Here is a 19,353-nt window from a genome sequence, read left to right as displayed (position 1 = left end):
GGTCAATGTTACTCGTATCTCGATAGATTTTTCGACTTTGGCTTCGGGTCGTATCATGAGTGGCTTTGAAAATAATCAGAAGCGCAGTGTCCAAGATCATTTACCTGCTCTGTATTTGGTGGCTACGGGGCGTTTACGTTGGCCACGACCATCTCTGCAAAATCGACCAGATTCGAGAAATCTCCTCCATCCCGGCGGTTGATCCAAAAGCCGCTTATTCCGTTCGCCCTAGCTCCATCCCTATCGAATGGTCGTGAGTCACCGATCATCAGAACCCGCTCCCCTGTTGTTAAAAGCTCTCCCGGCGCGACTCCAAGCAATTTACAAGTTTCCATGTACATAACGGGGCTGGGTTTGGTCGCGCCGATCTGGTAGCTGAACCCGAAGGCATCAAGGCCTGGCAGCAACTGTTGCACCGGAGGCCCATACACGCTGGCGAGATTGGAGCATATTGCGATCCGAATACCGGCCTCTCTCAGCATGTCTGATCGCCTCCAACGCATCAGGAAAGAGCGTCATGCTATCGAGCTCCTCCTCCAGGAGGCGCTCAAGGCGCTGCAGGCCCAAGTAACCTATTCTGATCTCTAAACTCAGTGCTGCCTCGGTTAGATCCAAGTCTTGGGTCATGATGATCTGTGTGTCGCCACCCCTATATTTACGCCCTTGTCGCCTGCCGTGCTTCAGCAGTTGTAGGAATGGGTTTGTGCGCTTTTTGACATCAATCAAAGTGCCGAAAGCATCGAAAACAACTCCCGAAATTTTCATAAAATCACCAAGCTCAGTGTTTTTGAAGCGAGCAAATGTCCCTGAATCCAATTGAGACGCTACGCCCTGTATCAGAAAATCCGTGAGGGAAGTAATAGTTGCAAATCACGTAGTGACTTCCAGTTCTTGTATGGGCGACGTGTCGGGGGAGGTCTACGCTGATTTCGGTAACCGAAGAGGTCGATATAAGTGCCCCGTCTTCGAAGCGGGACTTTGTGTCGCAGAAAATGTAGGCAAATATTAAATCGTCACTCTGTAGTTGAGCGTTGACCAGATAACCAGTGATAGGGACTGGGTACTGGAATTGCTGGGCCTCATAGACAATGCGTGGAAGTTTCATTAAGTATTTTCTAAGGTAAATTTTAAGGCGAGTTTGTCCACTCTGCGTAAGTGGAGAGCAATACCATTTGGGGGCTAGATGGTTATTAGCAGGCTAGGTCGAAAGCCAGTCAGTTCTTGTGGATACCCTCGGGCATTAGAAACGAACCGGATGCCCCCAATTGCTTCATCGACTGAGTGGTGAGTGTGTCCAAATACCCATAAGTCGATTTTGCAATCAAGAAACTCTGGCCAGTGGTTTGCGTAAGCCGCATCGAGATCGCCAGGACGGTGATCAGCAGGGAAGAACTGCATCAGAGGGGGCATATGGGTAACTACGACTGTTTTTCCGGAATAGGGCTTCCGCACCTCTTCTAAAAGCCACTCCTTAGATGCTTCTGCGATGGCTCTAGTGTCGTTGGGTAGCAGCCTCCGATATCTGGGTTCGTACCGTATAAATCGGTAGTCGTTCATCGTGGCCTGCGCCTTCAGCATTGCTATGGCCTGCGCCCCTGTAGAGTTGAAATCAGTCCAACACGTACATCCCAGGAATCTGACGCCTTGATGCTCAAAGGCCTCGTTTTCCAGGAAATGGACTTCATCCCCTGCATCTGCTCGCAGATGGCGGTGGGCACTTTGCAAGGATGTCTGGTAGCTGTCGTGGTTCCCTGCGATCAAGATGACTGGTGTCCCCGGTGGGAAATTTACCTTCGCCCAGCGGGCTGCGCGTGCCTTTGTATAGATGTCCCCAGCAAGAATCACCACATCTGTTTCAGGCGGTACCGATGGTGAAAACTCTTCAAATTCGACATGAAGGTCGGACAGGACGTGGAGGTTCATAAAGAGTATTTAGCTATATATTGATTCGTGGCTTGGAGCCTTGGGTGAGGCGGTTCGGCTGACGGAGTGTATCCTATAGTGATCTATAAGTCATCGTGCATGGTCATCGGGGTGTGGCCATATGCTCGCTTTTGCGAGCGCTAGAATTGTCTGATATCCACCAAGGGCTCGGGCGCGCGATTCGTATGTTGCGCGTTCAGCGAGGGCTTAGCCTTGAAGCGTTTGCCGACGTCTTGGAGCGACGGTTCTTGATCTCCGTCGAGCAAGGTCGCAAGTCGCTATCGCTGCGCAGCCTAGCGGCGATCTCAACTGTTTTGCAGGTGAGTCCGAGCACTCTCTTGCTGCTAGCTCAGGCAGCAGAAGCCGGATCTGATCCACGTGTGACTCAGCGCCATGAAGCTCTCTTCCTGGATGCATTGATCGCGGACGGTATCGTCACGCTTCCGATCCCAGCAAGTGACGATTTGATTGGCGGGGTGCGCGCCAAGCGCACGGATGAACTTAAACAAAAGGTGCAAGAGTGCCAAGGACAGGGCATGACAAAGGCTGAAGCCGTCCGTTTCCTGAGAGTCGCAAGGACGACTGTCAGTCGATACTGGCAGTAGATGTCCACCCCATGAGTGTTGATCGCATGTCCTGAGCGCTGAGCTCGTCTTTACATTGTTCGGCATCTAATGCCAGGTGCGCTTCTAGCGCTTCTGCAAGCTCCCCGAGCGCGCTATCGAGACGTCGATCCTCACAGACGTCCCCGGACTTTGATCTATGGGCTTTGCAATGCCTAGGCAGTGTCAGCTATTCATGGGCCGTGTGATGATATCGGAGATGGTTTATGTCTTATGGTGACGATCCTCAGCCCTGTGAAAAGGGTTCAGACGATGTAGGGCAGTCAGCGTGTCATGAATGGCTGGTTGAGAACCGGAGGGCTATTGAGCGCTACAACGAGCGCTGCGAGGAGGATGGGGTCTTCAGCGACGGTCTGAGCAGCTTTTGAGATCTGGCCAGCCAGACCATGGTGTGTTTCGGGCATCTGCATCGTAGCCGTCGACCACTTGGGAGGCCCATCCTCGTGATGGTTTGCTTTCTCAAGGCCGGCGATGAGGCACCTTGAAGTCCGACGAACGGTATCCTGCTCATTGACCGTTTCGTTTTTGTAAAGTTTTTGGGCCAAAAACCGATGATTCCTTACAAAAAAATTTACGATTCTTCTTGGTGTATTGCTGGGTATGCGTCTGTAGGCCTCTTATAAATTGGTTTTCACTCACTCACTCACTGGGTTTTTTTGAGTTTTTGGTAGTCATTACCGTTCTGATTGAAACGTGCGCTGCATCGAACCCCGGCCCCCGCGCCGGGGTTTTTCATTCCACCGTGAAACGTCGTGAAATCTTCAACGCGTTGTGAATTGCTGTGAAAGCGCAGGCTTTTCCCGAATTCCTTCATGGTAGTGTCACGGTCATGGCACATCGTGAAGGTGCCATCCTCACCTCTCAGGGAAGCCGCCATGACCAACGTCTCGCCCACCAGCAATAACGGCTCATCGCCGAGCAATACCGGCAACGCATTCGACAGCCGCCTGGACATTGCCAAGTCCAGCAAGACCATCGCGGACTACATGCGCCAGAAAGGCAAGGGTGCTATCACCGCCGATGAGCTCAAGCAGTTGGCCATCAGCAACAGCGCGCCGGCGGACGTGAAGGCCGCAGCCAACTACATGGTCACCCACCCGGATGTATTCACTGCCATCGAAACCCATGATGTGGCCGGCGCCGATAACCTTTCGGGCGGTTGGAACTTCGACTGGGCAGCCAACGGCGGCTTGAAAGGCACCGCGACCGAGGCGATTGCCAAGATGCAGGACACCTTCGATTTCGCCATCGCCAAATCTGCGCAGATCACCGAGATCAGCACTGGCAAGAAGGCAGAGCTCGACGGTACCAAGCAACGCCCGCAAAACTGACTCGCCTCACGCGTCGCCAATACGCTCTACACTGATCAGCCATTCTGATCGGTGTGGAGCGTTTTTCATGAAGGCGATGGTGCTCAAGGCCCCTGGTGGGCTGGACAATATCGAACTGCGCGACCTGCCTGACCCAGGCCAGCCCGGCAAGGGCCAGGTGCGTGTGCGGATACACGCAAGCTCGCTGAATTTCCACGACCTGCTGGTGGCCAATGGTGGCATCCCGACTGAGGATGGCCGCCTGCTGCTGTCCGATGGCGCTGGTGTCGTCGAGGCTGTCGGCGAGGGGGTGAGCGAATTCAAGCCAGGCGACCACGTGGTGTCGACGTTCTTCCCTCACTGGCTATCCGGCCCCGCATTCGCCGCAGTTGGCCATTTCGGCCATACGCCCGGTGACGGCATCGATGGCTTCGCCTGCCAGTACGTAGTGCGCGATACCCAGGCGTTTACCCTGGCGCCCCGTGGTTGGAGCCATGCCGAGGCGGCGACCATCACAACCGCCGGGCTGACGGCATGGCGGGCCCTGGTGGGCGATGGCCAACTCAAGGCCGGCGACACCATTCTTACCCTGGGCACCGGCGGAGTGTCGATCGCAGCATTGCAGATCGGCAAATTGATGGGCGCGCGGGTGATCGTGACCTCTTCCTCCAACGACAAGCTTGAGCGTGCTCGGCAGTTGGGCGCCGACGCCACCATCAATTACCGCGAACACCCGGAGTGGTCCGAGCAGGTACGCGAACTCACTCAAGGCAAAGGCGTAGACCACGTCATCGAACTGGGTGGCCCAGGTACGTTGGGCCAGTCGATACGCGCTGTGAGGGTAGGCGGCCATATCTCGCTGATCGGCGTGCTGACCGGCCGCCAGGGCGACGTCCCCACCGCGCTGTTGATGGCCAAACAAGTGCGCCTGCAGGGGCTGATCGTGGGCACGCGCTTGCAGCAGCAAGAGTATGTGAAGGCGCTGGAGCTGAGCGCGGTGCGCCCGGTGATCGACCGCAGCTTCCCGCTGGATGGCCTGGCCGAGGCGTTCCGCCTGCAGGAGGCGGGCGGCCACTTCGGCAAGATCAGCGTGGAGTGGTAATCAGCGCACGCCGGGGATCAGCAGGTCATTCTGCTTGCACTGCCCTCTGAGTGCTGCGCCGCAGGAGGTGGGCTGCAGGTCTTTACCCAGGCACACCCGCACTTCGCTCAGTTGCCCCCGCGCGCAGTACACCGCCAGGCCATCTTCCGGGATGGCCGGGTTGCGTTCTCGAAACAGTGCCTTGATCTGGCGAGCGCCCAGCCGTTGGGCGTTGTCGGAAGGCTCAAGTGGCGCCGGTATAACCACAGCTGCCAACGCTTTATCCGAGGCGTCCAGGTAACCCTGAGCGCCCAGGCCACTGCAGGTGCCGTGTTTTTTCCATTCGTGGGCCATCAGTGCGGGCGAAGGGAACAGCGTCATGCCTTTTGCTCGCTCTGCCGCGCTTAGCGGCACGAAGGGTTCACAGAATTGCGGCCAGCCATTGTTGGCGTACTGCGGCCAAAGCCCGTGCAATACGAAGCCGTAGCCTTTGCCTTGGCACTGAATATCCTGCGGCTTGCTCAGGCAATAGCTGGGCGACCACGACAGGCTCAGCACGTAGAAGTCGAACACCCCGGTGTGCCTTCGGCACGAACTGAAGCCAATGGGGTGCTGGCCAGCAGGATGAGCATCAGCAGGTTGCGCAAAGGGTTTGCCATGCAGGTGGCTTCCGGAAAAGGGGCGGGTGCGCACCATAGCGTGTTGCTGCCCTTACGTCATGGGGTGACTAACGCCCCCAAAACCCGCAAAATGGCCGCTTTATTCCAAGCGTGGGCACCATGAACTCGCTCAACCGTTACCGGACCCGCTGAACCAATGCGAATGCGCCTGATGCTCCTGGGCGGCGGCAACGCCCTGGGGCAAGCTCTGATCCGCCAAGGGGCCGAAGAAGACATCAACTTCCTCGCCCCGCGCCCGCCCGAGGCCGGCTGGGACGCCCCAAGCCTTACCCAACTGCTCGATGAGAACCGCCCGGACGTGGTGGTCAACCTGGCGTACTACTTCGACTGGTTCCAGGCAGGCGGTATCGACGCGCTGCGGCTGGCAAAACAGGAGCGGGCAGTGGAGCGGTTGGCGGAGCTGTGCACGCACCATGGCGTGGTGCTGGTGCAGCCTTCCAGTTATCGCGTGTTCGATGGCGCGCGCGCCACAGCCTACAGCGAGAAGGACGAACCCTTGCCGCTGGGCCTGCGCGGCCAGGCGTTGTGGCGGATCGAGCAAAGCGTGCGGGCGATCTGCCCACAGCATGTGATGCTGCGCTTCGGCTGGCTGCTCGATGAAAGTCGAGACGGCATCATGGGCCGCTTTCTCGATCAGGTCATCCGCGCCCAGACGGTTCAACTGGCCGATGACCGCCGCGGCAACCCCACACCTGTAGACGATGCCGCTCGGGTAATCCTGTCTGTGCTCAAACAGCTCGATTGCGAAGCGCCGTTGTGGGGCACTTATCACTACGCCGGCAACGAAGCCACTACGGCGCTGGCGCTGGGCCAGGCGATTCTCGGCGAAGCGGCGGCGCTGCATTCACTGGCCGCCGAGCAGATCAGCCCGCAGTCCCATGCCGCGTTGCCCGATGCCTTCGAAGAGCCCCAGCACGCGGTGCTGGCGTGCAAGAAGATCCTTCATACTTTCGGGATCAAGCCCCGCGCCTGGCGCGCCGGCCTCCCGGCCCTGCTGGAACGTTACTTTCGCCATGGCTGACGCCCCTGTCCTGATCACCGGCGGCGCCGGCTTCATTGGTTCGCACCTGGCCGACGCGCTGTTGGCCGCGGGCTACCCGGTGCGCGTGCTGGATGACCTCTCGACCGGCAAGCGCAGCAATCTGCCGCTGGCCAACCCGGCGCTGGAACTGGTCGTGGCCGACGTCGCCGATGCCCAGGCTGTGGCCGCTGCGGCACAGGGTTGCCGTGCGGTGGTTCACCTGGCAGCTGTGGCCTCGGTACAGGCATCGGTGGACGACCCGGTCAAAACCCACCAGAGCAATTTCATCGGCACCTTGAACCTGTGCGAAGCGATGCGGCTCGCCGGCATTCGTCGGGTGTTGTTCGCGTCCAGCGCTGCGGTGTACGGCAACAACGGTGAAGGCGCCGAGGTGCTGGAGAGCACGCCCAAGGCACCGCTGACGCCCTATGCCAGCGACAAGCTCGCCAGCGAGCAATACCTGGAGTTCTACCAGCGCCAGCATGGCCTGGAGCCGGTGATCTTTCGCTTCTTCAATATCTACGGCCCGCGCCAGGACCCTTCCTCGCCCTATTCCGGGGTGATCAGCATCTTCGCCCAGCGCGCCCTGGCCGGTGTGCCCATCAGCGTGTTCGGCGACGGCGAGCAAACGCGCGACTTCTTCTACGTCGAAGACCTGGTGAAGCTGCTGGTGCAGGCGCTCGAATCCGAGCAGGTAGAGGAGGGGGCGGTGAATGTGGGGCTGAACGAGGCCACTTCGCTCAACGGGTTGCTGGCGGCGCTCGGGGAAGTGGTAGGTGCGATGCCTGCGATCAGCTACCAGCCGGCGCGGGCGGGGGACATTCGCCATTCGCGGGCGAATAACCAACGGCTGCTGGAGCGCTTCGATGTCGCGGCGCCCACGCCGTTGGTGGAAGGTTTGCGCAAGCTGCTGGCGGAGTAGCTCCGCCGGCAGCGTTGGCGGCTTAGAACTTGTAGCCCAGGCCTACCATGTAAACCCATGGGTCGACATCCACATCGACCTTGGTTTTGCTGGCGCCCAGCGCGGTCGGGCCGTCCACGGTGCCCTTGGTATCGATGTCGACGTACCAGACCGAGGCGTTGAACATCACGTGGTCGGTGAGCTGGTAATCGAAGCCCAGCTGGCCAGCCAGGCCCACAGAGTTCTGCATCTTCAGGTTGCTGAAACCCTGCGCCTTGCGCTCGCTGGTGAGATCTTCATCGAAGAACAGCGTGTAGTTGATGCCGATACCTGCGTAAGGCTGGAACTTCGAAGTCGGCGCCAGCGGGTAGTACTGCAGCGACAGAGTCGGCGGCAGTTGCTCGATATCGGCCAGCTTGCCGTCCAGACCCGCACCTTTCACGCCCACGCTGTGGTTGAACGGAGTGGCAGCCAGCAGTTCTACGGCAAAGTGGTCGTCGAGCATGTAGGCGAAGGCAAGGCCCAGCTGGGTGTCGCTATCCAGAGTGGCCTTTGTGCTGCCGACGCTGACGCCGTCTACACGCAGGTTGCCGCTGCCTTCGTTGGGCGCCACGGTGGCGGCGCCAGCGCGGACGATGAAATCACCCGCCTGGTGGGCTTGGGCGAGGGAAGGCAGGGCCATGGCCAGTGCGGCCAGAGAGGCGCCGAGCAGCGCGGTTTTCATGGGTGCTCCTTAGGCATTCAAAAAGTTCTGAAGCCATGATAGAAGCCCTGAAAGCCGCGGAATTGACCTGACGCAACGTTAGCCGTGATTGATCATTCCGATAACTCATAAACGGCTATACGCTCACCGACCATCTGATAGCCTGCTTCGGCCAGCTCGCTGCTGCTGGCCTTGACCTGCAGTGGCCCTTCGATCCAGTAGGGCTGGTACAACTCCTCGACCTTCACCCCCAGCTCCGAGGTCACGTGCACGATCTGGTTCGATGGCGGTGGCGGCACGTGGATGCAGGCGCCGTAGTAGGGCACCAGCAAAAAGTCGGTCGTGCGGCCTTCTTCGTTTACCTCCAGCGGCACGATGTAGCCGGGCAAGCGCACCCGCTGGCCATCGAGGCCCTGCACCACCGGCGCGTGGGGCGCCTGCTGATGGGCGGCCGGGGCGTCTTCCTGCAACGCCGTGCCCATTTTCGAAAGGTCATGCAGTGGCGCCATCTGCGGCGCGAGCTTTGGCGCGTCCGCAGGTATCAGGTCATCCCAGGTCAACACATGCACCGGCGCCGCCATTGCCACGGCGGCCATGGCCCACAAGGCGAGGCCTGCCATCCATGCCCTACACATGGATCGACAACCCGTCAGCCAGCGACTGCCGATAGGCGCGCCAGGCCGGCACCGTGCCCATGAGCACCGCACAGCCCAGGATCAGGCCCAGCAGGCTCAGCTCGTAGGCACTGGGTAGCGACAACGGCAGGTAGATGCCGTACTGGGCCTGAACGTAACCCTGGGCACCTGCGATGCACGCATACAGCAGGGCCACGCCGGCTGCTATGCCGACCACGGCCAAAGCCGAGGCCTCGGCCACCAGCAGCCCGGCGATATGCCACGGCCGTGCGCCCACCGAGCGCAGGATCGCCATCTCGCGGCGGCGTTCGTTGAGGCTGGTGAGGATAGCGGTGAGCATGCCGATCAACCCGGTCAACACCACGAATGCCGAAACCACGAACAGCGCCTGCTCGGCAGTGCCCATCAGGCTCCAGAGCTCTTGCAGCGCAACGCCTGGCAGGATCGCCATCATCGGCTCGCCACGGAAGTCGTTGATCTCGCGCTGCAGTGTGAAGGTTGTGACTTTGCTGTTGAGCCTCAGCAGGAACGCCGTGATCGCGTTGGGCGTCAGGTCCATGTGCCGCGCCTGTTCGGCGCTCACTCGGCCCTCGCCACGTGCGGGCACACCGTTTTGCCAGTCGATGTGGATCGCCTCCATGCCGCCCAGGCTGATGTGCAGTGTGCGGTCGACCGGTGTGCCGGTACGCTTGAGCACACCCACAACGGTAAAAGGCTTGTCGTCGTGCTTGACCAGGCTAATGGTCGACACCCCATGTGCCAGCACCACCTTGTCGCCCAGGTGGTAATGCAGCGCCTCGGCCACTTCCGCGCCCAGCACGACCTCGAACGGGTCGTCGGCAAACGGCCGGCCTTCGGCCAGGGCCAGGTGCTGATGGTGGCCGTATTCGTAGTGCTCGAAGTAATTGTGGTCGGTGCCCAGCACGCGATAGCCGCGGTGCGAATCACCCAGCGAGAGCGGGATCGCCCACTTCACCCTCGGGTCCTGGGCGTAATGCTGGTAACTGTCCCAGCGAATATTGTTGGTGGCGTTACCGATGCGAAACACCGAATACAGCAGCAGGTTGACCGAACCCGAGCGCGCGCCGACCACCAGGTCAGTGCCGCTCAAGGTGGCCGCAAAGCTGGCGCGGGCCTCGGTGCGCACGCGCTCCACGGCCAGCAGCAGGCACACCGACAAGGCGATGGCAAATGCTGTGAGGAAGGCGGTGAAGCGGCGGTTGGCAAGGCTGGCCAGGGCCAGGCGCAGCAGGTACATCAGATCGCCTCCGGGCGCGTGGCGCGGTTGAGCTCGGCCAGTGAGGCCGCGCGGTCGAACAACGGTGCCAGGCTCTGATCGTGGCTGACGAACAGAAGCCCCGCGCCGGCCTCGCGGCATTCCTGAAACAGCAATTGGATGAAAGCTTCCCGCGCATCGGCGTCCAGTGCAGAAGTCGGCTCATCTGCGATCACCAGTTCCGGCTGGCCAATCAATGCACGTGCCGCAGCGACTCGTTGCTGCTGGCCGATCGAAAGCGCACCGGCGCGGCGCGCCAACAGCCCAGAATGTTTCAGGCCCAGATGCTCCAGCAGCGCCGCGGCGGCAGCGCTGACACTGCCGTGCCGTTGTTCGGCCCGCTGGCGGCGCAGGGCCGAGAAACGGCACGGCAGCTCTACGTTCTCTTGCACCGAAAGAAACGGCAGCAGGTTGAACTGCTGGAAGATATAGCCGGTGTGATCGACCCGGAAGTGATCGCGAGCGCCTTGGGAGAGCTGCGCCAAATCCTGCCCCAGCACCTGGATACGCCCGCGCTGCGGCTTTTGCACACCGCCGAGCAAGCCCAGCAGGGTGGTCTTGCCGCTGCCACTGGGGCCACGCAGGAACAGGCTCTGGCCACGGGCCAGGTTCAGCTCTGGGATGTCCAGCAGTTCAGGCTGGCCGGGCCAGGCGAAACCCACCTCGGCCAGGTCGATCAGGTCGGCGGCCATCTCAGAACTTCAGCAAGCTGTTGGCGGGCGTGGCCTGCAGGCCTTTCTGGCCGTTGCTGGTGATGGCCTGCACCACGATCTTGCGGGTACCCGGGAAGGCCTTGAAGAACGGCGCGAAATCGATACTGGCCAGTGCCGACGGGTTGTCGCACTGGAACTGGTAGTGGGCATCGACATCGGCGTGCTCGTGGCCTTCGTGACCTTTGCTCTCGGCGGCGTTACCGAACACAGGGCTGCCCACATCGCTCTGGGCGGTGGTGCATTGGGCCGCAGTAGGCAGGGCGAACAGCGTCTCGGGCTCGTCGAGGCGCTGCTGGGCGGCGGCGGCCTGGGCCTTTTGTTCAGGCGTGGTGGGCGCGTGCTCGAAGCCGACGATGTTCATCGCCGGGCTGTCCAGCTCGATTTCCAGGGTTTCGCCATCCAGGGCGACGTTGAGTTGGGCGGTGCCGTGTTCATGAGCGCCAAGGCTGCCGTGTTCGTGTTCATCGTGGGCGTAAGCGGCAGTGAAAGGCAAAAGGGCGAAGGGCAGGGCGAGCAGCAGAGGGCGCATCGAATAGGGCTCCACAGCGATTCTGAAAAAGGTGGGTAATGTTATAACGCATTTTGCGCCATCACCAGCCTTGCGCTATGGTCGCCGCTGAATTTCAGGCGAGCACCAGCATGATCAGAATCAAGGGAACTGTAGGGCCGTGGCCAGTGGACCTGGCCATCGAACTGGACGACGCCGACTGGCAGCGCCTGGGCAGCCAATTGGCAGTGCAGCCAGTGACAGCGCCAGCGCCGGTGACGCCAGGCGCGCCAGGCGCGAAGGCGAGCCCCGACGACGCTAAGTGGCTGGCCGCACTGCGCCTGGTAGAACAGGCAGGCCAGGTGCCAGGCCCCGAGCTGATGGAACAGCTCGAAGGCCTGGCAGGCAGTGCGGGCGCCGCCAAGCGCCTGCTGGTGCGCCTGCGCCACTGCGCGCAGGTGCGGGTGCAGACAGATGCCGACGCGCCGCTGTATTGCTGGGTGGGTTAGAACGTATCCGGGTCCGGCCCGAGGCGCTCGTGCCGATCGAGCCGCGCGATGGCTGCCATGTCCTCGGCATCCAGCTTGAAGTCCAGCACCTGCGCATTGCTGCGAATGCGCTCTGGCGTCACTGATTTGGGGATCACGATCAGGCCGCTGTCCAGGTGCCAGCGAATGATCACTTGCGTGGCGTTCTTGCCATGCTTGCGCGCAATCTCTTCGATGGCCGGGTCTTCGATGGCCTTGCCTTGTGCCAGCGGGCTCCAGGCTTCGGTATGGATGCCCAGCTCCTGATGCAGTGCACGCAGTTCCTTCTGTTGAAGGTAGGGATGCAGCTCGATCTGGTTGACCGATGGCGTTACGCCGGTTTCGTCGATGATGCGGCGCAGGTGCGGAGCGTGGAAGTTCGATACGCCGATCGAGCGCGTCAGGCCGCGTTTCTTCAACTCGATCAATGCCTGCCAGGTTTCCACGTAGAGGTCTTTCGACGGCTGCGCCCAGTGGATCAGCAGCAGGTCGACGTGGTCCATCTTCAAGCGTTGCAGGCTGCTTTCCAGTGCGCCGATGGCCGAGTCATGGCCTTGGTCGTCATTCCACACCTTGGTCGTGATGAACAGGCTGTCGCGCGGCTTGCCAGCCTTGCGCACACCTTCACCGACGCCGGCTTCGTTCTTGTAGATCGCGGCGGTGTCGATGGCCAGGTAGCCGGCCTGGATCGCCTCGCTCACCGCCAGCGTGGCTTCGCTGTCGCTGGCCTTCCAGACGCCCAGCCCCAGCTGCGGCATGCTGATGCCGTCGTTGAGGGTAACAATAGGGTGTGAGGTGCTCATGGGCTTCTCCCGGGTCAGTTGCAAAGAAATACTGACCCGGGCGCCCGGCAGGCGTTCAGTAAAGCGCGGCGAACAGCTTGCGGCGGTAGGTAGTCACCAGCGGGTGATCGTTGCCCAGCAGGTCGAACACCTGCAGCAGCGTCTTGTGCGGCAAGCCTTCGTTCCACGCGCGGTTACGCACGAACAACTTGAGCAGGGTATCCAGTGCGGCTTCGTACTGCTGGCGCGCCAGCTGGCGCACGGCCAATTGGTAAACCGCTTCGTCGTCACCAGGGTTCTGCGCCACACGGGCCTTGAGCTCGGCAGCGTCGGGCAAGGTTTCGGCCTGGCTCAAAAAGGTGAGTTGCGCCTTGGCGCCGGCGAGCTCAGCCTTGTGCTCATCGCTCTTGATCGAGTCGAGAATGGTGCGCGCCTCGGCCAGCTCACCGCGTTCGGCCAGGCAACGGGCGTAGAGATCAGGGCGCCAACCTGGCTGTTGTCTTCGCTGAGCAGCGCCTTGAGCGTGGCTTCGGCCTGAGCGTACTGGCCTTCGCTGAACTGCGCCTGGGCCAGTTCGAAGGGGTCGTCCGCTGCGGGTGGGGGCATCTGCACGTGCGGTTCGAGCATCGCCCGCACTGCCGACTCGGGCTGGGCACCGGCGAAGCCATCGACCGGCTGGCCATCCTTGAACAGCACCACGGTCGGCAGGCTGCGGATGCCGAACATGCCCACCACCTGCTGCTCGACGTCGCAGTTCACCTTGGCCAGCAACAGCGCGCCCTGGTAACTCTCGGCGATCTGCTGCAGCATCGGCATCAGCACCTTGCACGGCGCGCACCATTCGGCCCAGAAATCCACCAGCACGGGCTGGTTGAACGAGGCTTCGATCACCTGCTGCTGAAAATCGGCATCGGTGACATCGAAGATGTAAGAAGTGTCCTGGCTCATCGTGGTTTCCAACATGACCGTTAGGCAATGCCAGCCACTATAAAGGCTCTACCCCAGCGCCGGAAGTCAGGGCCGCCGGGCGTGGTACAGGCTGACCTTGCGAAAGGCTTCCGGCTCGGCCAGGTCCGGCAGCGTCAGGGCATCCAGCGTGCCAAGCGGGCGGTACAGCGGATGGTTGAAATCGCGCACGCGTGAGTCGGCTACCAGCGCCTCGCGGCCGCGGCTGAGGAACTGGCCCAGCAGTGGCAGGTTGGCGCGGTCATAGAGCACGTCGGCCACCAGGATCAGGTCGAAACGGTCGGCTTCACTGAAGAAGTCTGTGCTCAGCGACAGGCTCACGCCGTTGAGCGCCGCATTGGCCTGGCAGGCTTGCAGGGCCAGCGGGTCGAGGTCGCATGCAACAACTTCGGCCGCCCCCGCGCGGGCTGCGGCAATGCCGGCGATGCCGGAGCCTGCGCCGAAATCCAGTATCCGCTTGCCAGCGACCCAGTGTGGCGCCTCAGCTAACCAGCGTGCCAGGGCAAGGCCGCTGGCCCAGCAGAAGCACCAGTAGGGTGGCTCATCGAGGATGCGCCGGGTTTCCTCAGGGCTGAACGGCCGCGCCATGTGCTCAGGGTCGATCAACCAAAGGGCAAGCTCGGTGCCCGGCAGCTCGGTACGCGCCAGGCTCGCGTCGCCAAGCAGTTGCGCCAGTGCCTGCCCGAGGGCGGCCGTGGCCACTCAGGGCGCCTTGTACATCTGCAGGTTGCCCAGGTTTTGCGTGGTGCCCTGGCTGATGGTCTGAGGTGCCAGGCGCAGCGTCAGGACACCCGCCTGGCTGGCGCGGCCGCGCAGCTCGACACGAGCGTTCTGCGGAAAGGCTTCGGGCGCGAAACGCAGCTGGAACGCGAGCGCGCGGTTGGTACCGGCCACGGTGGTGCTCGCCAGCAGGCGCTGCGGCCGGCTTTTTTCATCGACCACCAGCAGCGCCAGCTCGACCTGCGCGCCGGCGGGCACGCCTTCGAGGGTGCCGCTGATTTCCCGTTGCCACGCCGGCAGCGGGCCCGGGGCTTCGGGGGCGGTGATATCGGGGGCGGGCACCTGCGCGGCGGGTTTGGCAGGTTGAGGCTTTGGCGCGTCGCTGCCGCAGGCGGCAAGCAGCCCGCACAGTCCGAGCAAGGCTAGTGAACGTACTTTCATGGGGCCGGGGTCCTGGCTGTGGCGGCATCACTGTATACCGCAAAGCCTCGGCCTTGTCTTGCCGGGTGGATGCGCTACCATGGCCGTCCTTTATTGCAAGCGCTGTGGCCTGCCCTCATGCACTGTCCCTTCTGCGGTGCCAACGACACCAAAGTCATCGACTCCCGCCTGGTCGCCGAAGGCGAGCAAGTGCGCCGCCGCCGCGAATGCCTGGCGTGCGGAGAGCGCTTCACCACCTTCGAAACCGCCGAGCTGGTGTTGCCGCGCCTGATCAAGCAGGACGGCACGCGCCAACCCTTCGACGAAGAAAAACTCCGCGCCGGCATGCTGCGGGCGCTGGAGAAGCGCCCGGTGAGCATCGAGCGCCTTGAGGCTGCGCTTGGCCACATCAAGCACAAGCTGCGGGCAACGGGCGAGCGCGAGGTCAAGTCGCTGGTGGTGGGCGAGCTGGTGATGGGCGAGCTGCGCAAGCTCGATGAAGTGGCCTACATCCGCTTCGCCTCGGTGTATCGGCGCTTCCAGGACCTGGACGAGTTCCGCGAGGAGATCGACCGGCTGGCTCGTGAGCCCGCTGATCCATGAGCAACGCCGCCGAGCAAGATGCACTCGATCACCGCTACATGGCACGGGCACTGGAACTGGCGGCGCTGGGCCTGTACTCGACCCACCCCAACCCGCGCGTTGGCTGCGTGATCGTACTCGGTACCGAGGTGGTGGGCGAGGGCTGGCACCGCCGTGCCGGCGAGCCGCATGCCGAAGTCCATGCTTTGCGCCAGGCCGGCGAGCAGGCGCGGGGCGCCACGGCTTACGTCACCCTTGAGCCTTGCAGCCATTTCGGCCGCACGCCGCCGTGCGCCAATGCACTGATCGACGCGGGTGTTGCTCGGGTAGTCGCCGCGATGCGTGACCCGAATCCGCAGGTCGGCGGTGCGGGCCTTTCGCGCCTGGTCGAGGCCGGTATCGAGGTGCGTGTCGGTGTGCTCGAGGCCGAGGCCAGAGCGTTGAACCCCGGCTTCATCAAGCGCATGGAACAGGGCCTGCCTTTTGTGCGCGCCAAGCTTGCCATGAGCCTGGACGGCCGCACCGCCATGGCCAGTGGCGAAAGCCAGTGGATCACCGGCCCCGACGCCCGCCGCGCCGTGCAGCGTCTGCGCGCCAGTGCCAGTGCCGTGCTCACCGGCGCCGACAGTGTGATTGCCGATGGCGCGCGCATGACGGTGCGCGCCGCTGAGCTGGGCCTGCCCGATGAGCAGCAAGCCCTTGCCCTGGCGCGCCCACCCTTGCGCATTCTGATCGACGGCCGCTTGCGCGTGCCGCTGGATGCGCCGTTTTTCAACGCCGGCCCATCGCTTGTGGTGTGCCACAGCCTGCCGGCCGATACACAGGCTTATGCCAAAGCTCAGGCCGAGCTGCTGGCATTGCCGGGTGACAACGGCCAGGTTTGCCTGCCGAGCCTGCTGCGCTTGCTGGCGGCTCGCGGTATTCACGAGCTGCTGGTGGAGGCGGGCGCGCGCCTTGCAGGCGCGTTCGCCCGGCAAGGCCTGGTCGATGAGTTCCAGCTGTTCATGGCGCCATGCCTGCTGGGCTCTGCGGCCCGCCCGCTGCTTGATTGGCCACTGGCCCATATGGCTGATGCACCGCGGCTGAAGATCACCCAGGTGCGCGCGGTGGGCGACGACTGGCTGATCACCGCCGTGCCCATCGTGGCCGCGTAAACCGATTTCTTCTGGAGGCACTTTCATGTTCACCGGCATCATCGAGTCGATCGGCAGCATCCGCACGATCACCCCAAAGGCGGTGATGTGCGTGTTTACGTGCACACCGGCAAGCTACGCCTGGCCGACGTCAAGCTGGGCGACAGCATCGCGGTCAACGGCGTATGCCTTACCGCGGTAGAGCTGCCAGGCGACGGCTTCTGGGCCGACGTCAGCCGCGAAACGCTCGACGTCACTGCATTCGGCGACCTGAAAGCCGGCAGCCCGGTCAACCTCGAAAAGGCCCTGACACCCACCAGCCGCCTGGGCGGCCACCTGGTCAGCGGGCATGTCGACGGTATTGGCGAGGTGGTGTCGCGCGCCGATAATGCTCGCGCTATCCAGTTCCGCGTGCGTGCACCCAAGGCGCTGGCCAAGTACATCGCCCACAAGGGCTCGATCACCGTCGACGGCACCAGCCTCACGGTCAACGTGGTAGACGGCGCCGAGTTCGAGCTGACCATCGTGCCGCACACCCTGGCCGAGACCATCATGGCCGACTATCGCCCAGGGCGGCGGGTGAACCTTGAGGTCGACCTGCTGGCCCGCTACCTGGAACGCCTGTTGATGGGCGACAAAGCCGCAGAGCCCACGGCCTCCGGCATCACAGAAAGCTTCCTGGCCGCCAACGGCTATCTGAAATCCTGACTGCAAGGGGGTGCCGCGTGGCGCTCAACACGATCGAAGAACTGGTCGAAGACATTCGCCAAGGCAAAATGGTCATCCTGATGGATGACGAAGACCGCGAGAACGAAGGTGACCTGATCATGGCCGCCGAATGCTGCCAGGCTCAGCACATCAACTTCATGGCGCGCTTTGCCCGCGGCCTGATCTGCATGCCGATGACCCGCGAGCGCTGCGAGACCCTGCGCCTGCCACTGATGGCGCCGCGCAATGGCTCAGGCTTCGGCACCAAGTTCACTGTCTCGATCGAGGCCGCCGAAGGCGTCACCACCGGTATTTCCGCTGCCGACCGCGCGCGCACCGTGCAAGCGGCCGCCGCCCGCGAAGCGGTCGCCGAAGACATCGTAAGCCCCGGCCATATCTTCCCGCTGATGGCCCAGCCTGGCGGCACCCTTGCCCGCGCCGGCCATACCGAAGCGGCCTGCGACCTGGCGCGCATGGCCGGTTACGAGCCGGCCGGGGTGATCTGCGAGATCATGAACGACGACGGCACCATGTCGCGCCGCACTGAACTCGAAGCCTTCGCCGCCGAGCACAACATCAGGATCGGCACCATCGCCGACCTGATTCACTACCGCATGATCCACGAGCGCACCGTGCAGCGTGTGGCCGAGCAGCCGCTGGACAGCGAGCTGGGCCATTTCAAGCTGGTCACTTACCGCGATTCGGTCGAAGGCGAGGTGCACATGGCGCTGACCCTGGGCGAAATCGGTGGCGACCTGCCGACGCTGGTGCGCGTTCACAACATGGACCCGCTGCGTGACCTGCTCATGGTGCGCCAACCTGGCCGCTGGAGCCTGCGTGCGGCGATGACGACCGTTGCAGAAGCGGGCAGTGGCGTGGTGCTGCTGCTGGGCCACGCGCCGGATGGCGACGCGCTGCTGGCGCAGATTCGCGAGGCCACCGACCACACCCCGGTCAAGAAGCCCACCACCTACAGCATCGTCGGTGCCGGTTCGCAGATCCTGCGCGACCTGGGTGTGCGCAAGATGCGCCTGATGAGCTCGCCGATGAAGTTCAACGCCATTTCCGGCTTCGACCTGGAAGTTGTAGAATACGTCCCATCGGAGTGAGTGGCGCCCGGCGCCACTTGCCTCGACTACTCTCCCACGGGCCGCAATGATGCGGCCCGGCTCTTTAAATACGAGACCCGCAATGACCGTGAAGACCATCGAAGGTACTTTCATCGCCCCCAAAGGTCGCTTTGCCCTGGTGGTCGGCCGCTTCAACAGCTTCGTCGTCGAAAGCCTGGTCAGTGGCGCCATCGATGCCCTGGTTCGCCATGGCGTGAGTGAAAGCGACATCACCATCATCCGCGCACCTGGTGCGTTCGAGATTCCGCTGGTGGCCCAGAAGGTCGCCCAGCAGGGTGACTACGACGCTATCGTCGCGCTGGGCGCGGTCATTCGTGGCGGCACCCCGCACTTCGAATACGTCGCTGGCGAATGCACCAAGGGCCTGGCCCAGGTATCGATGGAATTCGGCCTGCCGGTTGCCTTCGGCGTACTGACCGTCGACTCGATCGAACAAGCCATCGAGCGCTCCGGCACCAAGGCCGGCAACAAAGGCGCCGAAGCCGCTCTCTCGGCCCTCGAGATGATCAGCCTGCTCGGGCAGTTGGAGGCCAAGTGAGCAACGACGACAACGAGCGTTTCAACCCGCGCAGCCCCCTCGACCCCGCCCAGGCCAAGAACCGTTCGGCCCGCCGCCGCGAGGCGCGCAAGCTGGCGACTCAGGCGCTGTACCAATGGCAGATGGCCGGGCACTCGCTCAACGAGATCGAGGCCCAGTTCCGTGTCGACAACGACTTCTCCGACGTCGACGGCGCCTACTTCCGCGAGATCCTGCACGGCGTGCCGGCGAGCAAGACCGAAATCGACGCAGCCCTGGTGCCGTGCCTGGACCTGGCCCTGGACGAGCTCGACCCGGTCGAGCTGGCTGTATTGCGGCTTTCCACCTTCGAAATGCTCAAGCGGGTCGACGTGCCTTACCGCGTAGTGATCAACGAAGGCATCGAGCTGGCCAAGCTGTTCGGCTCCACCGACGGCCACAAGTTCGTCAACGGCGTGCTCGACAAGCTCGCGCCGCAGCTGCGTGGGCCTGAAGTGAAGGCGAACAAGCGCTGA

General features: G+C 62.5%; 25 protein-coding genes and 2 pseudogenes. 13 read left to right on the top strand and 14 right to left on the bottom strand.

Annotation, left to right across the window (positions count from 1 at the left end; all coding sequences use genetic code 11):
- Window positions 1–122: 122 nt before the first annotated feature.
- From LN139_RS25835 to LN139_RS18725, 3 genes are all read right to left on the bottom strand, one after another.
- Complete coding sequence (locus LN139_RS25835; protein WP_442964340.1) at window positions 123–482, bottom strand: HAD family hydrolase; 360 nt, start codon at window positions 480–482, stop codon at window positions 123–125.
- Window positions 391–816: a hypothetical protein gene (locus tag LN139_RS18730; protein WP_236355579.1), complete on the bottom strand. Its 426-nt coding sequence runs from the start codon at window positions 814–816 to the stop codon at window positions 391–393. Before LN139_RS18730 ends, LN139_RS25835 begins: the two co-directional genes overlap by 92 nt.
- Window positions 817–1,179: 363 nt before the next feature.
- Entirely contained in the window at window positions 1,180–1,923 is a 744-nt protein-coding gene (locus LN139_RS18725) for a metallophosphoesterase (RefSeq protein ID WP_236355578.1), read from the bottom strand.
- 185 nt (window positions 1,924–2,108) lie between these two features.
- Here LN139_RS18725 and LN139_RS18720 point away from each other — a divergent pair, with 185 nt between their 5' ends.
- Both LN139_RS18720 and LN139_RS24960 read left to right on the top strand, forming a co-directional pair.
- Window positions 2,109–2,528, top strand: coding sequence for a helix-turn-helix domain-containing protein (locus LN139_RS18720; RefSeq protein WP_236360511.1), 420 nt, complete (start codon window positions 2,109–2,111; stop codon window positions 2,526–2,528).
- A 224-nt stretch (window positions 2,529–2,752) separates the two neighbouring features.
- Window positions 2,753–2,914 carry a type II toxin-antitoxin system CcdA family antitoxin gene (locus tag LN139_RS24960; protein ID WP_268944771.1) on the top strand — a complete coding sequence of 54 codons (162 nt, stop codon included), beginning with the start codon at window positions 2,753–2,755 and terminating at the stop codon, window positions 2,912–2,914.
- 275 nt (window positions 2,915–3,189) lie between these two features.
- On the opposite strand, the gene LN139_RS18715 is transcribed toward LN139_RS24960, so the two are convergent.
- Window positions 3,190–3,423, bottom strand: coding sequence for a hypothetical protein (locus LN139_RS18715; protein WP_236355577.1), 234 nt, complete (start codon window positions 3,421–3,423; stop codon window positions 3,190–3,192).
- Between LN139_RS18715 and LN139_RS18710 the strand changes: the two genes are divergently transcribed.
- Both LN139_RS18710 and LN139_RS18705 read left to right on the top strand, forming a co-directional pair.
- Window positions 3,422–3,877: a hypothetical protein gene (locus tag LN139_RS18710; protein ID WP_236355576.1), complete on the top strand. Its 456-nt coding sequence runs from the start codon at window positions 3,422–3,424 to the stop codon at window positions 3,875–3,877. The genes LN139_RS18715 and LN139_RS18710 overlap by 2 nt on opposite strands.
- Window positions 3,878–3,944: 67 nt before the next feature.
- The gene (locus tag LN139_RS18705; RefSeq protein ID WP_236355575.1) at window positions 3,945–4,958 is read left to right on the top strand and encodes a zinc-dependent alcohol dehydrogenase family protein; all 1,014 of its coding nucleotides are present in this window, start codon (window positions 3,945–3,947) and stop codon (window positions 4,956–4,958) included.
- On the opposite strand, the gene LN139_RS18700 is transcribed toward LN139_RS18705, so the two are convergent.
- Window positions 4,959–5,633, bottom strand: coding sequence for a ribonuclease T2 family protein (locus tag LN139_RS18700; protein WP_442964339.1), 675 nt, complete (start codon window positions 5,631–5,633; stop codon window positions 4,959–4,961).
- Window positions 5,634–5,753: 120 nt separating this feature from the next.
- Here LN139_RS18700 and LN139_RS18695 point away from each other — a divergent pair, with 120 nt between their 5' ends.
- Together LN139_RS18695 and LN139_RS18690 are read left to right on the top strand one after the other, a co-directional pair.
- A complete protein-coding gene (locus LN139_RS18695) occupies window positions 5,754–6,638 on the top strand; it encodes a sugar nucleotide-binding protein (protein WP_236355573.1) in 885 nt (294 codons plus the stop codon).
- Entirely contained in the window at window positions 6,631–7,560 is a 930-nt protein-coding gene (locus LN139_RS18690) for an NAD-dependent epimerase/dehydratase family protein (RefSeq protein WP_236355572.1), read from the top strand. Before LN139_RS18695 ends, LN139_RS18690 begins: the two co-directional genes overlap by 8 nt.
- Before the next feature lie 22 nt (window positions 7,561–7,582).
- Here the strand turns inward: LN139_RS18690 and LN139_RS18685 are convergent, their stop codons facing one another.
- From LN139_RS18685 to LN139_RS18665, 5 genes are all read right to left on the bottom strand, one after another.
- Window positions 7,583–8,263: an OmpW/AlkL family protein gene (locus LN139_RS18685; protein WP_236355571.1), complete on the bottom strand. Its 681-nt coding sequence runs from the start codon at window positions 8,261–8,263 to the stop codon at window positions 7,583–7,585.
- Window positions 8,264–8,355: 92 nt separating this feature from the next.
- Window positions 8,356–8,877 (bottom strand): DUF3299 domain-containing protein, encoded by a 522-nt coding sequence (locus tag LN139_RS18680; RefSeq protein WP_442964338.1) that lies wholly within the window; start codon window positions 8,875–8,877, stop codon window positions 8,356–8,358.
- On the bottom strand, window positions 8,870–10,135 hold the full coding sequence (locus LN139_RS18675; RefSeq protein WP_236355569.1) for an ABC transporter permease: 1,266 nt from the start codon (window positions 10,133–10,135) through the stop codon (window positions 8,870–8,872). Before LN139_RS18675 ends, LN139_RS18680 begins: the two co-directional genes overlap by 8 nt.
- Entirely contained in the window at window positions 10,135–10,845 is a 711-nt protein-coding gene (locus tag LN139_RS18670) for an ABC transporter ATP-binding protein (RefSeq protein WP_236355568.1), read from the bottom strand. Before LN139_RS18670 ends, LN139_RS18675 begins: the two co-directional genes overlap by 1 nt.
- Before the next feature lies 1 nt (window position 10,846).
- Window positions 10,847–11,395, bottom strand: a complete 549-nt coding sequence (locus tag LN139_RS18665; protein WP_236355567.1) for a DUF2796 domain-containing protein — start codon at window positions 11,393–11,395, stop codon at window positions 10,847–10,849.
- A gap of 110 nt (window positions 11,396–11,505) precedes the next feature.
- Here LN139_RS18665 and LN139_RS18660 point away from each other — a divergent pair, with 110 nt between their 5' ends.
- Entirely contained in the window at window positions 11,506–11,862 is a 357-nt protein-coding gene (locus tag LN139_RS18660) for a hypothetical protein (protein WP_236355566.1), read from the top strand.
- On the opposite strand, the gene LN139_RS18655 is transcribed toward LN139_RS18660, so the two are convergent.
- The 4 genes and pseudogenes from LN139_RS18655 to LN139_RS18640 form a co-directional block, all read right to left on the bottom strand.
- A complete protein-coding gene (locus tag LN139_RS18655) occupies window positions 11,859–12,683 on the bottom strand; it encodes an aldo/keto reductase (protein WP_236355565.1) in 825 nt (274 codons plus the stop codon). The genes LN139_RS18660 and LN139_RS18655 overlap by 4 nt on opposite strands.
- A 55-nt stretch (window positions 12,684–12,738) precedes the next feature.
- Window positions 12,739–13,610: pseudogene (trxA, locus tag LN139_RS18650) on the bottom strand (thioredoxin).
- 66 nt (window positions 13,611–13,676) lie between these two features.
- Entirely contained in the window at window positions 13,677–14,330 is a 654-nt protein-coding gene (locus LN139_RS18645) for a class I SAM-dependent methyltransferase (protein ID WP_236355564.1), read from the bottom strand.
- Window positions 14,331–14,789 carry a hypothetical protein gene (locus tag LN139_RS18640; RefSeq protein ID WP_236355563.1) on the bottom strand — a complete coding sequence of 153 codons (459 nt, stop codon included), beginning with the start codon at window positions 14,787–14,789 and terminating at the stop codon, window positions 14,331–14,333.
- A 117-nt stretch (window positions 14,790–14,906) separates the two neighbouring features.
- On the opposite strand from LN139_RS18640, the gene nrdR reads away from it, so the two are divergent.
- The 6 genes and pseudogenes from nrdR (at window position 14,907) to nusB (ending at window position 19,353) form a co-directional block, all read left to right on the top strand.
- Window positions 14,907–15,371, top strand: coding sequence for a transcriptional regulator NrdR (gene nrdR, locus LN139_RS18635; RefSeq protein ID WP_236355562.1), 465 nt, complete (start codon window positions 14,907–14,909; stop codon window positions 15,369–15,371).
- The gene (gene ribD / locus LN139_RS18630; protein WP_236355561.1) at window positions 15,368–16,504 is read left to right on the top strand and encodes a bifunctional diaminohydroxyphosphoribosylaminopyrimidine deaminase/5-amino-6-(5-phosphoribosylamino)uracil reductase RibD; all 1,137 of its coding nucleotides are present in this window, start codon (window positions 15,368–15,370) and stop codon (window positions 16,502–16,504) included. Before nrdR ends, ribD begins: the two co-directional genes overlap by 4 nt.
- Window positions 16,505–16,529: 25 nt before the next feature.
- Window positions 16,530–17,191: pseudogene (locus LN139_RS18625) on the top strand (riboflavin synthase).
- Between the two features lie 17 nt (window positions 17,192–17,208).
- Window positions 17,209–18,300: a bifunctional 3,4-dihydroxy-2-butanone-4-phosphate synthase/GTP cyclohydrolase II gene (gene ribBA, locus LN139_RS18620; RefSeq protein WP_236355560.1), complete on the top strand. Its 1,092-nt coding sequence runs from the start codon at window positions 17,209–17,211 to the stop codon at window positions 18,298–18,300.
- Window positions 18,301–18,382: 82 nt separating this feature from the next.
- Window positions 18,383–18,859: a 6,7-dimethyl-8-ribityllumazine synthase gene (gene ribH / locus LN139_RS18615; protein ID WP_236355559.1), complete on the top strand. Its 477-nt coding sequence runs from the start codon at window positions 18,383–18,385 to the stop codon at window positions 18,857–18,859.
- Window positions 18,856–19,353, top strand: coding sequence for a transcription antitermination factor NusB (nusB, locus tag LN139_RS18610; RefSeq protein ID WP_236355558.1), 498 nt, complete (start codon window positions 18,856–18,858; stop codon window positions 19,351–19,353). The genes ribH and nusB overlap by 4 nt, the downstream gene beginning before the upstream one ends.

Source organism: Pseudomonas sp. KNUC1026, assembly GCF_021650705.1.
In the GTDB taxonomy this organism is placed as follows: domain Bacteria; phylum Pseudomonadota; class Gammaproteobacteria; order Pseudomonadales; family Pseudomonadaceae; genus Aquipseudomonas.
Note: the sequence above shows the minus strand (reverse complement) of the source record. Positions and strands in the feature narration are given on the sequence as shown.

Coding starts and splice junctions, on each gene's coding strand:
- LN139_RS24960 (WP_268944771.1), top strand. CDS start 2,753: ATGTCTTATGGTGACGATCCTCAGCCCTGTGAAAAGGGTTCAGACGAT.
- nrdR (WP_236355562.1), top strand. CDS start 14,907: ATGCACTGTCCCTTCTGCGGTGCCAACGACACCAAAGTCATCGACTCC.
- LN139_RS18690 (WP_236355572.1), top strand. CDS start 6,631: ATGGCTGACGCCCCTGTCCTGATCACCGGCGGCGCCGGCTTCATTGGT.
- LN139_RS18655 (WP_236355565.1), bottom strand. CDS start 12,683: ATGAGCACCTCACACCCTATTGTTACCCTCAACGACGGCATCAGCATG.
- LN139_RS18695 (WP_236355573.1), top strand. CDS start 5,754: ATGCGAATGCGCCTGATGCTCCTGGGCGGCGGCAACGCCCTGGGGCAA.
- LN139_RS18640 (WP_236355563.1), bottom strand. CDS start 14,789: ATGAAAGTACGTTCACTAGCCTTGCTCGGACTGTGCGGGCTGCTTGCC.
- LN139_RS18725 (WP_236355578.1), bottom strand. CDS start 1,923: ATGAACCTCCACGTCCTGTCCGACCTTCATGTCGAATTTGAAGAGTTT.
- LN139_RS18705 (WP_236355575.1), top strand. CDS start 3,945: ATGAAGGCGATGGTGCTCAAGGCCCCTGGTGGGCTGGACAATATCGAA.
- LN139_RS18720 (WP_236360511.1), top strand. CDS start 2,109: ATGTTGCGCGTTCAGCGAGGGCTTAGCCTTGAAGCGTTTGCCGACGTC.
- LN139_RS25835 (WP_442964340.1), bottom strand. CDS start 482: ATGCTGAGAGAGGCCGGTATTCGGATCGCAATATGCTCCAATCTCGCC.
- LN139_RS18715 (WP_236355577.1), bottom strand. CDS start 3,423: ATGGCGGCTTCCCTGAGAGGTGAGGATGGCACCTTCACGATGTGCCAT.
- LN139_RS18675 (WP_236355569.1), bottom strand. CDS start 10,135: ATGTACCTGCTGCGCCTGGCCCTGGCCAGCCTTGCCAACCGCCGCTTC.
- ribD (WP_236355561.1), top strand. CDS start 15,368: ATGAGCAACGCCGCCGAGCAAGATGCACTCGATCACCGCTACATGGCA.
- LN139_RS18680 (WP_442964338.1), bottom strand. CDS start 8,877: ATGTGTAGGGCATGGATGGCAGGCCTCGCCTTGTGGGCCATGGCCGCC.
- LN139_RS18670 (WP_236355568.1), bottom strand. CDS start 10,845: ATGGCCGCCGACCTGATCGACCTGGCCGAGGTGGGTTTCGCCTGGCCC.
- ribH (WP_236355559.1), top strand. CDS start 18,383: ATGACCGTGAAGACCATCGAAGGTACTTTCATCGCCCCCAAAGGTCGC.
- LN139_RS18665 (WP_236355567.1), bottom strand. CDS start 11,395: ATGCGCCCTCTGCTGCTCGCCCTGCCCTTCGCCCTTTTGCCTTTCACT.
- LN139_RS18710 (WP_236355576.1), top strand. CDS start 3,422: ATGACCAACGTCTCGCCCACCAGCAATAACGGCTCATCGCCGAGCAAT.
- LN139_RS18685 (WP_236355571.1), bottom strand. CDS start 8,263: ATGAAAACCGCGCTGCTCGGCGCCTCTCTGGCCGCACTGGCCATGGCC.
- LN139_RS18660 (WP_236355566.1), top strand. CDS start 11,506: ATGATCAGAATCAAGGGAACTGTAGGGCCGTGGCCAGTGGACCTGGCC.
- LN139_RS18700 (WP_442964339.1), bottom strand. CDS start 5,633: ATGGTGCGCACCCGCCCCTTTTCCGGAAGCCACCTGCATGGCAAACCC.